At 59.9% G+C, this 17,897-nt stretch carries 16 protein-coding genes; 9 read left to right on the forward strand and 7 right to left on the reverse strand.

Annotation, left to right across the window (positions count from 1 at the left end):
* Nucleotides 1–81: 81 nt before the first annotated feature.
* From ACURWW_RS08630 to ACURWW_RS08650, 5 genes are all read left to right on the forward strand, one after another.
* A complete protein-coding gene (locus tag ACURWW_RS08630) occupies nt 82–477 on the forward strand; it encodes a YbaN family protein (protein ID WP_445616407.1) in 396 nt (131 codons plus the stop codon).
* Nucleotides 470–1,684: an NnrS family protein gene (locus tag ACURWW_RS08635; protein ID WP_445616408.1), complete on the forward strand. Its 1,215-nt coding sequence runs from the start codon at nt 470–472 to the stop codon at nt 1,682–1,684. The genes ACURWW_RS08630 and ACURWW_RS08635 overlap by 8 nt, the downstream gene beginning before the upstream one ends.
* Before the next feature lie 14 nt (nt 1,685–1,698).
* Nucleotides 1,699–2,175: an RrF2 family transcriptional regulator gene (locus tag ACURWW_RS08640; RefSeq protein WP_445616409.1), complete on the forward strand. Its 477-nt coding sequence runs from the start codon at nt 1,699–1,701 to the stop codon at nt 2,173–2,175.
* Nucleotides 2,176–2,242: 67 nt separating this feature from the next.
* Nucleotides 2,243–3,613, forward strand: coding sequence for a copper-containing nitrite reductase (nirK, locus tag ACURWW_RS08645; protein WP_445616410.1), 1,371 nt, complete (start codon nt 2,243–2,245; stop codon nt 3,611–3,613).
* Nucleotides 3,614–3,745: 132 nt separating this feature from the next.
* The gene (locus tag ACURWW_RS08650; RefSeq protein WP_445616411.1) at nt 3,746–4,180 is read left to right on the forward strand and encodes a DUF488 domain-containing protein; all 435 of its coding nucleotides are present in this window, start codon (nt 3,746–3,748) and stop codon (nt 4,178–4,180) included.
* Nucleotides 4,181–4,695: 515 nt separating this feature from the next.
* Here ACURWW_RS08650 and hemN read toward each other — a convergent pair.
* Nucleotides 4,696–6,087, reverse strand: coding sequence for an oxygen-independent coproporphyrinogen III oxidase (gene hemN, locus ACURWW_RS08655; RefSeq protein WP_445616412.1), 1,392 nt, complete (start codon nt 6,085–6,087; stop codon nt 4,696–4,698).
* A gap of 335 nt (nt 6,088–6,422) precedes the next feature.
* On the opposite strand from hemN, the gene ACURWW_RS08660 reads away from it, so the two are divergent.
* Nucleotides 6,423–6,785, forward strand: a complete 363-nt coding sequence (locus ACURWW_RS08660; protein WP_445616413.1) for a DUF2750 domain-containing protein — start codon at nt 6,423–6,425, stop codon at nt 6,783–6,785.
* 79 nt (nt 6,786–6,864) lie between these two features.
* On the opposite strand, the gene ACURWW_RS08665 is transcribed toward ACURWW_RS08660, so the two are convergent.
* The 4 genes from ACURWW_RS08665 to ACURWW_RS08680 all read right to left on the reverse strand — a co-directional run bounded on the left by ACURWW_RS08665 (nt 6,865) and on the right by ACURWW_RS08680 (nt 11,177).
* Nucleotides 6,865–7,380 (reverse strand): peroxiredoxin family protein, encoded by a 516-nt coding sequence (locus ACURWW_RS08665; RefSeq protein ID WP_445616414.1) that lies wholly within the window; start codon nt 7,378–7,380, stop codon nt 6,865–6,867.
* A 143-nt stretch (nt 7,381–7,523) separates the two neighbouring features.
* On the reverse strand, nt 7,524–8,960 hold the full coding sequence (gene pyk / locus ACURWW_RS08670; RefSeq protein ID WP_445616415.1) for a pyruvate kinase: 1,437 nt from the start codon (nt 8,958–8,960) through the stop codon (nt 7,524–7,526).
* A 109-nt stretch (nt 8,961–9,069) separates the two neighbouring features.
* On the reverse strand, nt 9,070–9,993 hold the full coding sequence (locus ACURWW_RS08675) for a hydroxymethylglutaryl-CoA lyase (RefSeq protein WP_445616416.1): 924 nt from the start codon (nt 9,991–9,993) through the stop codon (nt 9,070–9,072).
* Nucleotides 9,994–10,013: 20 nt separating this feature from the next.
* Nucleotides 10,014–11,177 carry a hypothetical protein gene (locus ACURWW_RS08680; protein ID WP_445616417.1) on the reverse strand — a complete coding sequence of 388 codons (1,164 nt, stop codon included), beginning with the start codon at nt 11,175–11,177 and terminating at the stop codon, nt 10,014–10,016.
* Between the two features lie 196 nt (nt 11,178–11,373).
* On the opposite strand from ACURWW_RS08680, the gene serB reads away from it, so the two are divergent.
* Nucleotides 11,374–12,615, forward strand: coding sequence for a phosphoserine phosphatase SerB (serB, locus tag ACURWW_RS08685; RefSeq protein ID WP_445616418.1), 1,242 nt, complete (start codon nt 11,374–11,376; stop codon nt 12,613–12,615).
* A gap of 274 nt (nt 12,616–12,889) precedes the next feature.
* Here the strand turns inward: serB and ACURWW_RS08690 are convergent, their stop codons facing one another.
* Nucleotides 12,890–14,989, reverse strand: a complete 2,100-nt coding sequence (locus ACURWW_RS08690; protein WP_445616419.1) for an EAL domain-containing protein — start codon at nt 14,987–14,989, stop codon at nt 12,890–12,892.
* Between the two features lie 298 nt (nt 14,990–15,287).
* A complete protein-coding gene (gene epmB, locus ACURWW_RS08695; protein WP_445616420.1) occupies nt 15,288–16,304 on the reverse strand; it encodes an EF-P beta-lysylation protein EpmB in 1,017 nt (338 codons plus the stop codon).
* 64 nt (nt 16,305–16,368) lie between these two features.
* On the opposite strand from epmB, the gene efp reads away from it, so the two are divergent.
* Both efp and epmA read left to right on the forward strand, forming a co-directional pair.
* Nucleotides 16,369–16,938, forward strand: a complete 570-nt coding sequence (gene efp / locus ACURWW_RS08700; protein WP_445616421.1) for an elongation factor P — start codon at nt 16,369–16,371, stop codon at nt 16,936–16,938.
* 7 nt (nt 16,939–16,945) lie between these two features.
* Nucleotides 16,946–17,890 (forward strand): EF-P lysine aminoacylase EpmA, encoded by a 945-nt coding sequence (epmA, locus tag ACURWW_RS08705; protein WP_445616422.1) that lies wholly within the window; start codon nt 16,946–16,948, stop codon nt 17,888–17,890.
* The last annotated feature ends 7 nt before the right edge of the window (nt 17,891–17,897 follow it).

Consider the following 17,897-nt stretch of genomic DNA (forward strand, 5'->3'; position numbering starts at 1 on the left):
TTACTAAAGATGCGGGAAAAATGCATCTTATGGGCTAGACTGTTGATGTGAAAGTATTTCCCACACACAGGGAGCCCCGAAATGTCTGACAAATTCCGCGCCGGTCGCCTCCCGTGGCTATGCCTCGCCTGGGGCAGCCTCGGACTTGGAGCGGCCGGAGTAGTGCTGCCACTGCTCCCCACTACCCCTTTCGTCCTGCTCGCCGCCTGGGCGGCTCCCAAAGCCTCTCCAAACCTGGGAGTCTGGCTCGAAGCCCATCCGCGTTTCGGCGCGCTGCTCACCGACTGGCGTCGGGAGCGCGCGGTACCGCGCCGCGCAAAACTGGCCGCGATAGCGCTGATGAGCCTGAGCTGGTTGCTTCTCTGGATGCTCGACACTGCCCCGGTGGCCCTCGGGTTCATCGCTCTGGCATTTGCGTGCGTAAGCACTTACTTGTGGACTCGTCCCCTTCCTGAAAGAGAGCGTTCCTGTGCCTGAACAAATACTCAAGCTGGCCGCTGCCGGCGAGCGTCGCCTGCCGAGTCTGTTGGCCCATCCTTTCCGCCCCTTTTTCGTCATGGTCGGCGTTTACGGTGTACTGGTGGTCCTGGCCTGGATGGCCTTTCTGTTTGGCGGTTGGCCGCTGCCCATCGGCTGGTCCCCGCTCCAGTGGCATGCTCACGAGATGCTTTACGGACTGGTCCCGGCCGCTATCGCGGGTTTCCTGCTGACCGCCATGACCAACTGGACCGGTGCGAAACCTCTCCAGGGGGGTGCGCTGCTCGCCATGCTGTTGCTCTGGGCCGCCGGCCGGGCCGTCATGTGGTTTGCGGGCTGGCTGCCCGGTTGGCTGGTGGCGGCAGTGGATCTCGCCTTCCTGCCGGTCCTTGCGGTTTACGTGGCGAGCGTTTTGATTCGACATCGCAACCGCCGCAACCTGATTCTGGTGGCTGTATTGACTCTGTTGTTCAGCGGCAACCTGCTGATGCAACTGGGGCTCGTAAGCGGATCGACCGGGCTGCTGGCCCGTGGCCAGCAGCTGGGGTTCGATCTGATCACGGTTTTGATGGTGGTGATCGGAGGCCGAATCATTCCGGCCTTCAGCGGCAACTGGCTGCGAGCCCAGGGTGACGATCCGGCAGCGATCAGGACCTGGCCTGTGCTGGAACGCGCGGCCCTGGGAAGTGTTGCGCTGCTGGTGGTGCTGGACGCATTCGCGGTCGGCCCCCAATGGATTGGCACCGCGACCCTGCTTGCGGCCGCACTTCACGCACTGCGCCTGTTCGGCTGGTCCGGCTGGCGAGTCCTACGCGAACCGCTGTTGTGGATTCTCCATCTGGCGTACTTGTGGATTGTGCTCGCCCTGTTGCTGCGCGGACTGTCGGCTTTCGTCGACGCCGTTCCTGCCTCGCTGTGGCAGCACGCTCTTGGGCTCGGCGGAATTGCCACTCTGATACTGGGGGTCATGACCCGGGTGGCCGTAGGGCATACCGGTCGGCCGCTGCAGCTGCCGCGATCCGGTCTGTTGATTTATCTCGCAATTTTTGCGGCCACTTTGCTTCGCCTGATCGCGGCCGTGGGCTGGATTGATTACCGGGTGGGCGTGCTCGCGGCAGCACTGTTCTGGGTTCTCGCATTCAGCCTCTTTCTGGCCCTTTACGTTCCGATCCTGGCTGCACCCCGGCCCGATGGACGACCCGGTTGAAGGAGAAGTAGACCATGCGGATTACACGGTACACCGACTATGCCCTGCGCGTGATGATGTATGTGGGTTTGAAAGACCCGGAACTCGCCACTATTCGCGAGATCGCAAACAGTTACGACATTTCAAGAAACCACCTGATGAAAGTTGTACAAGAGCTGAACAACCGCGGCTACCTGGTGGCGACTCGCGGTAAGAACGGCGGTCTGCGTCTGAAGGACCTTCCCGAGAACATCAACGTTGGGAGACTGGTGCGGGACATGGAGCAGGATTCTGAACTGGTGGAATGCTTTGGGTGCTCCTCATCCTGCGTTATTACGCCGGCCTGTGAGTTGAAAGGAATCTTTGCGCGGGCGATGGACGCATTCTTTCATGCCCTGGATCAGTACACACTGGCGGACCTGCTGCCCACCGCCATGCAGCCCCAACTGCTCGAACTTTTGAACGTCCTTACAGTGGACGCAACCGGAAAAAGCAAGTCGGAGGACCCCTGAAAAACCGATATAAACAGCACCTAACACACAGCAAACCGCAGAGAGCATTACCTACAGGAGAATCTCCATGAAACAGCTTCTCGCAGCCCTCACCGCGTCTTTATGCTTTATCGTGGGCATGGCGAACGCACAACAGCTTAGCAGTGATGTCGAGTATCGACCGGATGTGACATTTACACTGCGCACGGACATTGCCGATGGGAAGTTGGTGTTCATTAGCGAATCCGGCTCCACAAAAGGTGAAGTGAACCCGGACCTGCGCGTGCCCGAAGGCGCGGTGGTTCAGATCAACATTGTCAACCAGGATGGTGCGGTGCACGACATCGCGATACCGGAGTTTGGCGTAAAATCCCAGCAGGTCATTGGCCGCGGCGCTGCCACGGCGGTTGTATTCCGGGCCAACAAAAGTGGCGAGTTCGAATATCTGTGTACGCTGCCCGGACACAAGGCGGCGGGGATGTTTGGAGCGCTGATCGTCGGCGAGCCACAATCGGCGCAGGCCAGTGATCTTCCCGATGTGTCCATGGACCCTACCAATGTCGGTGAGCCCGTGGGCAAGCGCAAGCCTCGCAATCTGACCGTTGATCTTGAAACGACCGAGATTGAAGCCACGCTCGGGGACGGCAGCACCTACAAGTACTGGACCTTCAACAATACTGTTCCCGGTCCCTTCGTTCGTGCGCGCGAGGGCGACACCGTTACCATCAACATGACCAACGCCAAGGACAGCCTGCACATCCACTCCATTGATTTGCACGCAGTGACTGGACCCGGCGGCGGCGCGGCTGTAACCCAGGCTGCACCCGGTCAGACCAAAAGTTTTACCTTCAAAACATTACAGCCGGGGCTCTACGTCTACCATTGCGCAACTCCCATGGTGGCCCAGCACATCACCAACGGGATGTACGGCATGATCCTGGTGGAACCGGAAGGCGGACTGGCTCCGGTCGATCGGGAGTTCTATGTCATGCAGGGGGAGTTGTACACAGCAGAGCGTCACGGATCTCGCGGTCTTCATGAGTTCTCCCTGGACAAGCTGCTGGCCGAAACGCCGGAGCACATGATGTTCAATGGAACCATGGCTGCCCTGACCACCACCTACCCCATGGAAGCGGAGGTGGGCGAAACCGTGCGCATCTTCTTCGGCGTGGGCGGCCCCAACCTGTCTTCCAGCTTCCATGTAATTGGCGAGATCTTTGATCGGGTTTATGATCAGGCATCCTTGACCAGTCCTCCTCTGACTGATGTCCAGACGACTCTTGTTCCGCCCGGCGGCGCGACAATGGTCGAGTTCAAGGTGGAGTACCCCGGACGCTACACGGTTGTGGATCACGCTCTGACGAGAGTGGAGAAGGGGCTGGCGGGTGTGTTGACGGTGAAAGGCAAGGCAGACTCCAAGATTTTTCACTCCAAGGAGAAAGTCGACGCCAATCATTGATCCCGTCGGATTGGGTCGGGTTTTTGCCTGACCCAGCCCTCGGTACTACAAGGCTACAATGGAGGTTGGGCTGGGCCGCGAGGCCTGGCCCAACCGTTTTGCTTTTTGCGGATGACACGAAGGGAGATGTCGGTGAGCTACGATATTCGATTCAAGCGCGTCTACGAGGCTGCGGCAAAAGCCGATGGCGCCCGCGTGTTGGTGGATCGCCTGTGGCCGCGGGGCAAGCGCAAGGAGGAGTTGGCGCTGACCCATTGGTACAGGGACGCGGCGCCGTCGAGGGATTTACGCCGGGCGTGGCACCAGGGGGATCTGGACGAACGCACGTTTGCGCGCAGATATCGCAAGGAGCTGGATCACAATGTGGAAGCACTGATCCCGCTGATGCGCTATGTTCGCAAAGGTCGGCTTACGCTGCTGACTGCGGCGCGGGATCCACGACACTCCCACTTGCCGGTTCTGCAGGAAGCTCTGGAAGCGGAGCTGGACCGGGAGGACTGCGAGGCAGATGGGCGGGACCCCAGTTCGCCCGTGTGTTATGAAGGGCGGGTACATGGCCGGAAGTAAATTTTGTTTGGGGTACTGGATCAGTGGGTGCGGCTGTCAGAAAGCTGCGTGAAGGCTTATGCCAGGCAGCGATCCGGCACTCACGCCTGGGACACGCCGTAAATACGTCCCTGTAGGCTCGGACGCGGCATCCATGCCGCGTACGGTCCCAGGCATGAGCGCCGGATCACTGCCGCATCGCTCAGTGCCGATTGAAAGATTTTCACTAGCGAGATCCGAGCATCGGGTAATCCGTGGCTCTGCCCCGAATCGGTTTGTTTTTTCCGCCCGTAGGCACCCAATTCTCAGCAGCAATCCGGTCCTGGCTCCGGTTACCGTACGCGGCATGGATGCCGCGTCCGAGCCCCCAGGGATGGGTTCACGGCGTGTCACCGGAGCCAGGACCGGATTGCGGCCTGGCACCACACCAATCACTACGACACCACACCAATCACTACGACACCACACCAATCACCACGGCACCGCACCAAAACGCCACGACCCCAATCCAAACACCACCTGGCCCAGGCTCCCCGTCAAATTATGCGCGAATAACGGATCTGATTGTTCGCCTTGAGGTAGGCGTCGAAGACCATGCAAATGCGTCGGATCAGTAAGCGTCCCGAGTTATGCACGCGAATGCCCTCATCGTTCAGGCTGATCAGTCCGTCCTCCACCATGGGCGCAAGCTGCGCGAGTTCGTCTTCGAAGTGTTCGCGCGCCCGGACGGGGAACTGCCGCTCTACATCCGCAAAATCCAACCGGAAATGGCAGATCAACTGATTGATCACGTATTGGCGCAGATTGTCTTCCTCGCTCAACACAAACCCCCGGTGGAAAGGTCTCTGATCCCCGTCGATCCGTTGCTGATAACGGTTCAGCTCCTTTTCGTTCTGGACATAGGTTCCGCCGAAAGCACTGATGGCCGACACGCCGAAGGCCACCAGGTCGCACTCACCATGGGTGGAATATCCCTGGAAGTTGCGTTGTAACCGACCTTCCTGTTGAGCCCGGACCAGGCTGTCTTCGGGTTTGGCGAAATGGTCCATTCCGATGTAAACATAGCCGGCCTCCTGCAGGCGCTCGATCGCCATGTGGAGCAACTCCATCTTGGCCTGCGGAGAAGGAATGTCCGCCTCATTGATCAGACGCTGGCTTTTGAACAGGTGTGGCATGTGGGCGTAGTTGAACAGCGACAGCCGGTCCGGTGAAAGCTCGATCACCTGTTCCAGAGTGGTACCTACACTTTCGAGAGTTTGCAGGGGCAGGCCATAAATCAGATCCATACTGATGGAAGAGTAGTCTTGCGTACGCAACGCCTTCACCAGCGCACTGACTTCCTCAACACTGTTGTATCGGTTCACCGCCTTCTGCACGCGCGGATCAAAATCCTGCACGCCCATGCTGACACGATTGAACCCCAAGGTACGCAGATGTCCCATTGTGCTGGCTGCGACGCGCCCCGGGTGTATTTCGATCGAGTATTCGCCGCTGTCGTCATCCAGCAGATCGAAATGCCGACCCGTGGCTTCCATCAGCCAGGTCATCTCCTCATCGCTGATGAAGGTGGGGGTGCCGCCGCCCCAATGGAGCTGGGTCACGGGTTTGCGGGTGTCAAACAACTCCGCCTGCATGGCCATCTCCTTGTCCAGCCGACGCAGATAGGGCATGGCCCGCTCTTTATTATGGGTCACGACCTTGTTGCAGCCGCAGTAAAAACACAGGGTGTCACAGAATGGCAGGTGGAAATAGAGCGACAGGGGAGAGTCCGTGGCGTTGCTGCGGGCAATCGCGGTCCGCAACTGCTCCTCGGAAAAGTCATCACTGAACTGCGGTGCAGTGGGATAGGAGGTGTAGCGGGGGCCGGTAAGATCATAACGACCCAGCAAAACTGGATCCCACGCAAGGGATTCGGAAAAAAGCGACATAAGGAACTTCTTCTAGTGGGCCCCGCAGGGCCGGGGATGGAGGCCGGAGAATGCGTGTGAGAAACTCCGAGGTATAAGGTAAAGTAGCAACCAGGCGCTGGTCGGGCATTGATTTCGATCAAGGCCAGTGGCCTTTGCGAAGGTGTTTTCAGGATCGGCTAAAGTGGGCCCTGCGGGTCACTGGCCCACGTGTTTGCGGCGCGTGTCCGCGAAAGTGTTGAGGACGGGTCTCCGGTATCCGGTTCGCCCTCCGGTTCGGAATTTGTCGACAACTTGCTGGGCGGCACAGCTGCGAATATCCCTCGCCTTCTATTGGTATATATGCGGACAGAACTATGGAACCACTAAGCAACGATTTCGAGGAAAACTACGCACGGTTTATCGCCGAAGCCCTTGACTGTGGCTGTATATGGGGGCTGGAGGGACCGGAAGGCTGGGCGCTTTGTCCCTCTGAAAAATATGGCAAGACCGACGTAATGCCGTTCTGGTCGCAGCCGGAATTTGCTCAGGTCCATTGCCGGGACGAGTGGGCGGAGTATCAGGTGGTGCCGGTCTCACTGGAAGAGTTTCTGGAGGACTGGTTGCAGGGCATGCACGACGATGTATATCTGGTGGGCGTGAACTGGACGGAAGATCTGGAAGGGCCGGAAGTGGAGCCCCTGGACCTGCTGAAGGATATCGAAGACGAGCTGACTTGAGCGGGAGCTACTTACGCGTGGACGGATCCATCGATTCGAAGCATCAAACCGGCGCCGGTAACGCCCGGAAGTTCGCTCTTTATTCTGTCATCTGCTGCAGGGCGGCCTTGACTGCCCGATGCACCTCCTGCGCGGTGCTGTCCTTGCGGCGTACATAGCGAAGCGTTTTGTCCCCATCGACTAGAAAGACAGCAGGCGCTCCCCGGACGCCGTAGCGTTTTGCGACCAGGTCGCCGTTCAGGAACACCGGAAAATCGTAACTCCTGCTCCTCAGATACTCCATCGGGTCACCATCTTCCCAGATGTTGAGCGCATATACGCGCAGGTCCTCTTCACTGTAGGTTTCCCGCAATTGGTCGATTGCGTTCATCAACTCCGGACAGCCGCGGCACCAGGTGGCCCAGAACACCAGGACTGCCGGTTGCCCGGCGCTGTGTTCGTAGAAGGAAATGTCCTTCCCCTCGATTGCGGTGAGAATCCAGTCGGGCGCCTGATCGCCGGTCTGAACCTTCGGCGCAGCCTGGCCAGAGAGCGCGTAGAGCCCAAGCAGTAGGACTACCACCAGCCAGATGTGGCGATTTCCGGGTGTGTGCATGGTGAAACGAACCTTGCGGGTGAAGCCGGCGCGGGCACGGGATCCGTGCTGCTGAGAGGATAATTGTAGACGATGGTTCCCCGTGGCGAGCTGTGTTCACGGTGCCGAACACAGCTCGCCGCATGGTTCTGTTCGAGCTGAGGTCAGTCCGGTGCGCTGTCGGAGGGCTCGTCCACCTTTGCGTCCTGCAGCGGTCGCAATTGGATGGCGTCCACCCCGGCGCCGTTGATAATGTCGGAAACCACCACGACCTTGTCGTTTTCGTTGTAGCCCTGGGTGTTGCGCAGAATAGCAAAGGCCTTGTTCAGGGTTTTCTCCGGCACACTGGAAAAATGAATGCGAAAGCAGGCACAGTTGCGATTCAGAGCAAGCTGCCGCCGTGTGCGACTGTCGTTGGTGAAGGCCAGGATCGGCGTGTTGGGGTGGCAATTGGTCAGGTAGTTCGCCATCAGACCGCGGCGGGTGATCACCACGATCCCCACAGCCCCGAGGCTGTCCGCCAGCTCGGCGGCGGCACAGGCAATGTGTTGCTTGTCCGTATCCCTGATCAGCTTGCGCGTGAACTTCAGGCTCGGATGTTGCTCCGAGGCGCGACCGATCTGGTCGAGGTACTGCACGCATTTGACCGGGTACTTGCCGATGGAGGTTTCGCCGGACAGCATGATGGCGTCCGCGCCTTCGTAAACGGCATTCGCCACGTCGGTCACCTCGGCGCGGGTGGGAATGGGGTTGTTGATCATGGACTCCAGCATGTGGGTCGCCACGATGACGCGTTTGCCCATCTCTGCGCAGCGGCGGACGATGTCGCGCTGAATGTTGGGTAGATCCTGGATGTGAACTTCCACGCCCAGGTCACCACGGGCGACCATGATCCCGTCCGCTTCGCGAATGATCTCCTCGATGTTGCGAACCCCTTCCTGATCCTCGATCTTGGCGATCACTTTGATCTTGTTGGCCTTCTCCCCGAGCAATTCCCGAAGCTGCCGGATATCCGCGGCTTCCCGCACAAACGACAAGGCAATGTAATCCACTTCCTGCTTGATGCCGAACTCGATGTCCGCCCGATCCTTTTCGGTAATGGCCGGAAGGTTGACACGGATGCCCGGCAGGTTGACGTGGCGCTTGCTCTTCAATATTCCGCCGTCGATGACGCGACAGCGCATGAGCCGTTCTTCCTTGCTGAGAACCTCCAGATTGATCAGACCGTTGTCCACGGTGATGCGATCACCCACGCCCAGGTCAGTAATCAGGTCGTCATAATTGATCGGGATCGAGGTCTCTTCCACGTTCTCCACGCCGCGCGCGACGATGGAAATAACGTCGCCGGAGCGCAGATTGAGATCATTGCTCAGGTTTCCGGTGCGGATTTCCGGGCCCTGTGTATCCAGCAGAATCGGAATGGTGTGGGCAACTTTCTTGTTCAGGGTGCGGATGGCTTTCATCACCTTCAGGTGCGATTCGTGATCGCCGTGGGACATATTCAGTCTCACGACGTTCATGCCTGCGCGATGAAGTTCTTCAAGCCGGTTGTAGCTGTCGGTGGCGGGGCCGATGGTGCAGATGATCTTGGTTTTTCGCATGGAGGGCTGTACTGCCTTGTCAGTATTGAAAGTCCGGGATGCGCGCACCATGGAACGGTGGCGCCCCGTCCGTTTGCTCAAGAAGTGTAAACCCTTTGCGCGCCTCTCGCTACGATGCGCCCGAATCCGCTTTTCTGCTGCTTAATGCGAGCCCGGCCTTGGATTGGTAGGCGCGCCCCAGGGCGTCGGAGATATACTGGCCGGTGTCGATCAGTTGGTCCAGGTCAACGCCGTGTTCGATCCCCAGTCCGCTAAGAAGATAAACCACGTCTTCCGTGGCCACGTTGCCGGATGCGCCCCGCGCATAGGGACAGCCGCCAAGACCGGCAACCGAGCAATCAAAAACCTGAATGCCCGCCTGCAGAGAGGCATAGGTGTTGGCGATGGCCTGGCCGTAGGTGTCGTGCAGATGCATGGCCAGCTTCTGATGGGGAATCGAAGCGGTCACCACGTCCAGGAGTTCGAGAATCTGCCGCGGCGTCCCCGTACCAATCGTATCGCCCAGAGAGATTTCGTAGCAGCCCATGGCCAGCAACTCCTGCGCCACGGCGGCGACTTTCTGTGGACTGATCGGGCCCTCGTAGGGACAGGCCACCACGCAGGAAACGTAGCCGCGCACCGCCACACCCTCCGCCAGTGCTTTCTCCGCCAGGGGACGAAAGCGGTCCAGGCTTTCTGCAATGGAGCAGTTGATATTCTTCCGGGAGAAAGACTCGCTGGCCGCACCGAACACCGCCACCTCCCGCGCGCCGGCCTCCAATGCCCGCTCCAGCCCTTTCAGGTTCGGCGTAAGCGCCGTGTAGACCACGCCCGGAGCGGCTGGCAGCCGGGCGAACACCTCGTCGCTGCCGGCCATCTGCGGCACCCATTTGGGGTTCACAAAGCTGCCCGCTTCAATTGTGGTCAGCCCTGCGGCAACAAGGCGCCGGATCAGTTCCAGCTTGGTGTCGAGGCTCACGGGCTGCTTTTCATTCTGCAATCCGTCTCTGGGACCGACTTCGACGATACGAACATGACTGGGAAGCGATGACATAACAGAGCCTCTTTTGAATGTTACGCTCTCTGCAGGCGGGTGAGTTGGCGTTCGAGCAGTTGCTCATACTGTTCCCCAAGCGACACGATCTCCACCAGATCCTGAAACTCGTCGATGGGCTCCTGATCGACCCGGGCGGCCAACGGCTCATCCACCAGCCGGCTTTCCATCAACAAAGCCCCGTCCGGGGCGTTGGCCAGAAGTTGATTGTACTCGTCCGACTCGGCCAACTGATACTGCAGGTTCTTGAGAATGCTGCTGTCACTGTCCCGGAGCACCACCAGTGCACTGCTCTGGAGGGGAAACTGGCTGTCGGGGCGGTTCAGGGTCAGCAGCAACTTGGCGCTGCACAGGGCATGAAAGGGCGAATCCTGCTCATCCTCGGGATTGGGAAAAGCAATGCGGGCCTGATTGGCGTCCAACTGGATGAGCTGCCCTGCGTAAAGGGCGAGCACACCTTTGAACTGCTCTTCCAGGCGACGGCTGACCTGCCGGAAGGCGCGGTTGTCCAACTGCGTGCTGAGCTCCCGCAGATTATGAAATTGCACGATCAGCTCAACCCGGGGAAATGCCCGACGGGCGGGAGCTGGTTCGGACTCCTGTGGTTCCGGTTGCGGCGGCGCATTGACGATGGGAATAGTGGGCCGAGGCAGCGTGGCCGGCACATTCCAGGAGCGTCCGAAGTAGAGCGCCGACAGAGTCAGGGCGATCAGCAGGGCAGCCATGAATCCGAACAGCCAGTACAGTTGGGTTTCAACCTGGGCGAGAGTACTCAGGTCCAGCCCGACCGTTACATGGCCCGCGATACTGTTGTGGAGCGTGATGGGCGCGGTAAAATTCGCCCGCTGGCTACTCTCCTCACGGCCCCCCTCCATCGGGCCGCTGGCCTGCACCAGCAGATTGTTCTCAACGTCGTGGATGGTGACCGTGGCCACATCGGGGTTCTCGGCAATATCACTGAGAATGACCTGCAGGCTGACCAGATCGTGGTTGAGAGTGGAGTCGATTGCCTGGCGGGCCGCTACATTGGCCAGGGCCTGGCCATACTGGCTGCTGCGGTTTTCCAGGCTGGTGGCAATGAGATGCTGGCAAATGGCCGCGCTCACGAAAGTCGCCAGCAGAATACCAGCGCAAAGCCCGAGGAGGGGGCGGGAAAATGTCAGGAAATGCCGGTTATCAGCCATCAGCGCTCTGGGCAGAGAAGGACGGGGCCCGCGAAAATACCGGTTTGCACCGGCGCGAGAGGTTCAAATTATCAGTGCGCCATTATAAACACGAGCCTCCGGCGGCGAAAGCGAAGCGCCACTCACAAGCTCCGGGAAGTATGCTAATCTCCCGCCCTTCTGCGTTCTCCCCCTCAGCTTTACTGACTTGCCTCACATGACTCAAGCCGACCCCCAGGCCAAAGCCGAAAACGAACTGCTGCTTCTCACCCTTTCCGGCGACGACCGTCCCGGCGTAACCTCGCGAATCACCACCGTGCTGGCCACTTACGGAGCCAGCGTGCTGGACATTGGTCAGGCCGTGATTCACGACACCCTCACGTTGGGCATCCTGGTCGAGATACCCAGCGAATACGAAGCCTCACCGCTGCTGAAAGACCTGCTCTTCTGTGCCCACGAACTGGACATGCAGGTGCGCTTTCAACCCGTAACGGCCGATAGCTACCAGGAGTGGGTGAGCCACCAGGGCAAGGCCCGCCACATCGTGACCCTGCTGGCCCGCAAACTGACCGCCAAGCAGATTGCCGAAGTGACCGCCGTGGCCGCCCGCCACAAACTGAACATCGACAACATCAGCCGACTCTCCGGCCGTATTCCCCTCCAGCAGGCCCAGGAGCAAAGCAAGGCCTGTGTGGAATTTTCCGCCCGCGGCCAGTCCGCGGACCTGGCCAGGCTGAGGGCGGACTTCATGGAATTGTCCACGCGTCTGGACATCGATATCGCCATCCAGGAAGACAATCTCTATCGCCGTAACCGCCGCCTCGTGTGCTTTGACATGGACTCCACCCTGGTGGAAGCAGAGGTGATCGACGAGCTGGCCAAAGCAGCGGGCGTGGGCGACCAGGTCGCGGCCATTACCGAGCGGGCCATGGCGGGCGAACTGGACTTCAATCAAAGCTTCACCCAGCGCATGGCGCTGCTCAAGGGGCTCGACGCCAGCGTGCTGGCCGAGATCGCCGAACGCCTCCCCGTTACGGAAGGCGCCGAGCGCCTGATCACCACCCTGCGCACCCTGGGCTACAAGACGGCGATTCTCTCCGGCGGCTTCACCTACTTTGCCCAACACCTGCAGAACAAGCTGGGTATCGACTACGTCTACGCCAACGAACTTGAAGTAGTGGACGGCAAGGTAACCGGCCGTACAGTGGGCGAAGTGGTCAACGGCCAGAAAAAGGCAGAGTTGCTCCGCCAATTGGCGGCGCAGGAAAACATCGCCCTCGAGCAGGTGATTGCCGTGGGCGATGGCGCCAACGACCTCCCCATGCTCAGCATAGCCGGCCTTGGCATCGCCTACCGCGCCAAACCCCTGGTGAAAGCCTCCGCCGAGCACTCCATCTCGAACCTGGGTCTCGACGCCATTCTGTACCTGCTGGGCTTCCGCGACCGGGACAATGTGTGAGCCTACGAGAGAAAGGGGGCAGCGGGCGAGACCGGAAATGAGAAAGGAAGACTGGACGGCGCGATTCAAAGACGAATTCGATCGCCGCGCTCGGTTCTAAAGCACAGGCTGGCACGGAACGTTCAGACGCTGGGCCGCCGGGCCCTGTCGCGACCTTCACCAGCAGGGATGCTGGTGAAGAGCCCCCAGGGACGGGTTCACGGCGTGTCGCGGCAGGGCCCGGCGGCCCAGCGTCCTGGCACAATCCCCAGCACCGGCACGATCATCCCAGCCCTCAGCTATCCATGCTGAAATCGTAATTCATCTCCGGCGTCGGCGTCTGAAGGTAATGGCCCTGAATGTAATGAACCCCCGCCTGCCACAGAGTGGATAGCACCGAGGCGTTCTCCACAAACGGCACAATGGTGATCTTCTTCAGTTCGTGCAGCTGTTTCAGCAGATCGGACAGCACCTCCGCGCCTTCGTCGTTGTTCTGGATATCCAGCGTGAAAGAGCCGTCCACCTTCACATAATCCGGCGATACATGCTGCAGAGTCTTGAAAGGATTGAGCGCGCAACCGAAATTCGTAACAGCCGTGGCGCACCCCAGCTTCGCCAGACCCTCCATAAAGGCCTTGGCTGCATTGAGATGATTGTTAACATCCGATTCACTCACCTGAAACGTGACAGCCGTAGTCGGTAGCTTGGCCGCCTTCAGAGCCACACCAAGCCACGGCACCAGAGATTCATCCCGGATGGACTCCGGACCCAGATTGATCAAAAGCTGGGTCTTTTTGCCGGCCTTGCGATGCTCCGAAAGCTGCTTCAAAGCCTCCAGCACCACCCAGCGATCAATCTTCCCCTGCACACCGATCCGTGCCGCCGCATCCAGAAACTTGAACGGTGAAATCTCCTCCCCGTCATCAGTAACCATGCGCAACAGCACCTCGTAATGCTCTTCCTCCGAGCCGCGCAGACTGATGATCGGCTGGAACAGCAGGCGGAACTGTTCCCGCTCCAGCGCGGTGCGCACCACCGCGGTCATGTCCTCCTCGCCTTCCACCGAAACCTGCGGCTCGAAAAGCTTCGCCCCGTTGCCGACCCCCGGAGTCGCATTTGCCGCACGCACTTCACTGAGGGCCTTCATGCTTTGCTCGATCACCGCGTCGCCGCTGCTCACCGTTTCATTGATCAGCGATACACCGATGGACAGAGTGCACTGCACCGTACGGCCGTCCACCTCGACAATGTGCTCCTCGATCTTTCTGCACAAAAGCTCGCCCAGCTTCAGGGATTCGTCAAAATTGGTGTTGGTCAGCAGGATTGAAAACGAGTTGTCCCCAAAGCGCGCAAGCGTGTCCGCCTTGCCGCAGAATTCGCGAATCATCGCGGCAATTTTTGCCAGAACCTGATCGGACCCTGCAACACCCATTTCCGGCTGAATCTGCTCCATGAAATTATCCACTTCCACAGTCAGCAGAGCCCCGGTCGTGTGATTCTCCGCACTCGCGTTGACCACTTGCTGCAGCCGGCTCACCAGATACTGCCGGTTATAAAAGCCCGTGGTAACGTCCTGATGTTTGATCTGATTGATCTGGGCCGCCAGCTCCTCGCTGCCGGCACTTTGTTTTGCGCGGGCCAGAAACTGGATACAGGGTTCCTCGTCGAAGGTGGCATTGGCCACTTCCATGGCGACCGGTCGCGCTTTGCCGTCCGCCCTGATTGCACGGAACTTGAGTGTCCGGCTCTCGCCGTCATCGCCCCGCAAGGCGAAATCCTTCATGAACTCCTTGACCGCATCCTGATCTCCGTCGTCGATCATGTCGATGATGGGCATGCACTCGATATCATCCCGGTCCTCATAGCCGAACAACTCGGCAAAGGACTCATTGGCGTACAGGTACATACCGTCCTGCACATAAGCGATGGCGTCGCGGGAGCTGTCCAGAAGTTGCTGGCTGCGCTGCTCCGCTTCCTTGAAGCGGCGGTCTGCGCGGCGGCGCTGCTGGCGCTGAACGTGATTGTTCAGTTCCCGTTCGATGACCAGCAGCAAGTGCTGATCCTCGTCCAGCCGCACCACGTCCACAGCCCCGATCTTCAGCCCCTCGACAATCGGCTGGGAGCCGTCCTGATCCGAAAGAAGTATGACGGGCACGTCCTTGCTGAGACGCTTGATATGCTTGATGGCAGACCTGGGGGCGACGTTTCGGGTCTGGTCATGCCCGATCAGCAGGTCCCAGGTTTGCTCCTGGAGGAGTTTGACCAGTACTTCCTCGCTCTCCACGTGTTGGGCGCGGGAGGGCCTTCCGGCGTTGCGGAGCATGCTGATAAGCCGCTCCGCTTCCTGGCGTGAGTCGTTGAGGATGAGAAGGCGAATCGTTTCGTTGGGGTTCATACGGCCGGAAGACAGAAAAATGCGATTATTTGGACCGGAGTATACGGCGTGAACTGATGTGATCTAAGTGTACTTGAAAATTTGTGGACTCCGTACCGGAGATCACACAGAAAATGGCGGTCAAGGTCGGCCCATAGCACAATTTTCATCCTGAATTCGCCTCCGAGGTGTCGTTTTCCAGGTCGTCCGGAGAATGTTGCACAAGCGTCCGGCACCGGAATCGGAGGACCGAACCGCGCCATCCAATGAGTCTAGCAGGGATGTCGGGTTCGTGAGCGCAGGGCTCTCGCTTGAGTCCCTAACTGACCACGACTTTAGCCCCAGCGCCAGGCACCTCCCGGGCAAGCCGCGGCACAAGGTAGCCGGGGAGTCGGTCCCTCAGGGCCTGGTGGAGGGCGATGGCCCGGGATTCGGGCATGTCAAAGTGCTCCGCGCCCTCCACCTTGTCGAGCAGGTGCAGGTAGTAGGGCAGCACGCCGTGGCTGAAAAGTTTCTCGCTCAGGTCGGCCAGGTCTTCCACGCTGTCGTTGATGCCGCGCAGCAGCACCGCCTGATTCAGCAGTGTAATGCCCAGGTGGCGCATCTTCCCAATCGCCTCGGCCACAGTACCGTCGATTTCACGCGCGTGGTTACTGTGCAGCACCATCACCACATTCAGGCGGTCCTGGTCCAGCCACTCCAGGCAGGCTTTATCGACGCGCTCGGGAATGACCACGGGAAGGCGCGTGTGAATGCGCAGGGTATCCACATGCGGAATGTCCGCAATCCGGGAGGCAAACCACTGCAGTTGCCGGTCCGGTGCGGACAGCGGATCGCCGCCGCTGAAGATCACCTCCCGGATGCTGCTGTCGGCGGCAATGGCCTCCAGGGCCGCGTCCCACTCTCCGCGGCTCTGGCGGTGATCCTGATAGGGAAAGTGGCGGCGAAAACAGTAGCGGCAGTGAATGGCACAGGCGCTGGAAACGAGCAACAGCACCCGGCCGCGATACTTTTGAATGATTCCGGGGGCGGGGCCGGCATCCTTTTCCGCCACGGGGTCGGCGCTGAAACCGGCCTGCTCCAGCACTTCGCGGCCCTGGGGCAGTACCTGCAACAGCAGGGGATCCTGGGGGTCGCCCTTGCGCATGCGAGCCGCGAAGGCGCGCGGAACCCGCAGCGGGAAACTCTTCTGAGCTGCAGCTTGCAGGTGCCGGTCGCGGAAACGGTCGAAATCCAGCTCCAGGATATGGCAGAGCTCCTGAGGGTCGCGGATCAGATCCGTCATCTGCTCCTGCCAGGTTTGGCCCTGCCATGTAAGTACGGTTCGCGGTATCATGTGCGCCTTTTCCAACTGCCCTGCACTGGCATCAGCGCACCGGCAACCTTAGATTGAGGAAACAATGGCTACATATTCTACCAACGAATTCCGCAGCGGTATGAAAGTCATGCTGGACGGGGATCCCTGTAACATCATGGAGAATGAGTTCGTAAAGCCGGGCAAGGGACAGGCCTTCAACCGGGTGAAGCTGCGCAACCTGAAAAGCGGACGGGTCTGGGAGCGCACCTTCAAGTCCGGGGAATCCCTCGAAGCGGCCGACGTGACCGATCGCAACATGGAATACCTGTACAGCGACGGTGAGTTCTACCACTTCATGGAGCCGGAGAGCTTCGAGCAGTACGCCGCCGACAGCAGCGCCGTGGGTGATGCCGCCCAATGGCTCAAGGAGCAGGACGTGTGCATCGTGACCCTGTACAACGGTGCGCCTCTGGCGGTGACTCCGCCGAACCATGTGGAGCTTGAGATCGTTGAAACCGATCCGGGGCTCAAGGGCGATACCGCCCAGGGTGGCACCAAGCCGGCTACCCTGTCCACCGGCGCAGTAGTTAAAGTGCCCCTGTTCCTGTCCCAGGGTGAAGTAATCCGCGTGGATACGCGCACGGGCGAGTATCTGGGCCGCGCCAAGGACTGATCGGCCCGTGGGTGATTGGCGGCCGAGCGCCACATCGATGGCGCTGAAGGCCCGGGCCGAGCTTTATCGCCAGATCCGCCGCTTCTTCGAGGAGCGCGATTACCTTGAGGTGGAGCCGCCGCTGCTTGCACGTGGCGGCACCACCGACCCTTCCATCGAATCCTTCCGCAGCCGTTTCGGCGGCGATGACTTCTACCTGCAAACCTCTCCGGAATTCGCCATGAAGCGGATGCTGGCGGCGGGCAGCGGCCCCATCTACGCGATCTGCAAGGTCTTCCGCCAGGGCGAGGAGGGGCGCTTTCACAATCCCGAATTCAGCATGCTGGAGTGGTACCGGCCCGGGTTTGATGACCATCAGCTCATGCAGGAGGTGGGTGAGCTGCTGAGCGGAATTTTCCCGGTGCCTGTGGAGAAGAAGAGCTATCGCCAGATCTTTGTCGAACATCTGGGCCTGGACCCGCACACGGCCAGCGTCGCTGAATTGCGGGACTGCACGCGCGGCAAGCTTGAGGTAGGCTGGGAAGACCAGCGCCGGGATGTTTGGCTCGACCTCCTGTTCAGCCACTTCATTCAGCCCACCCTGGACCGGAACATTACCTTCGTCTACGACTATCCGGCCACACAGGCGGCCCTGGCGCGGGTGCAGCCGGACCTTACCGGGCAGCCCGTGGCGCGCCGATTCGAGGTCTTCCACGCCGGAAGCGAACTGGCCAACGGCTACTGGGAGCTGACCGATGCGACAGAGCAGTTGGGCCGTTTCGTGGCCGACAATGAAGTGCGCGGCTCCGAGGGCCTGCCGTTGGTCCGCTCCGACGATCGCCTGATCGAAGCCCTCGCCAGCGGTCTGCCGAACTGTGCGGGTGTGGCACTGGGTCTGGATCGATTGCTGATGTTGATGATCGGCGCGCGACGGATCCAGGACGTTATCGCCTTTCCATGGTCCCGGGTCTGAGGGATGT

The organism is Gilvimarinus sp. F26214L (assembly GCF_054401055.1).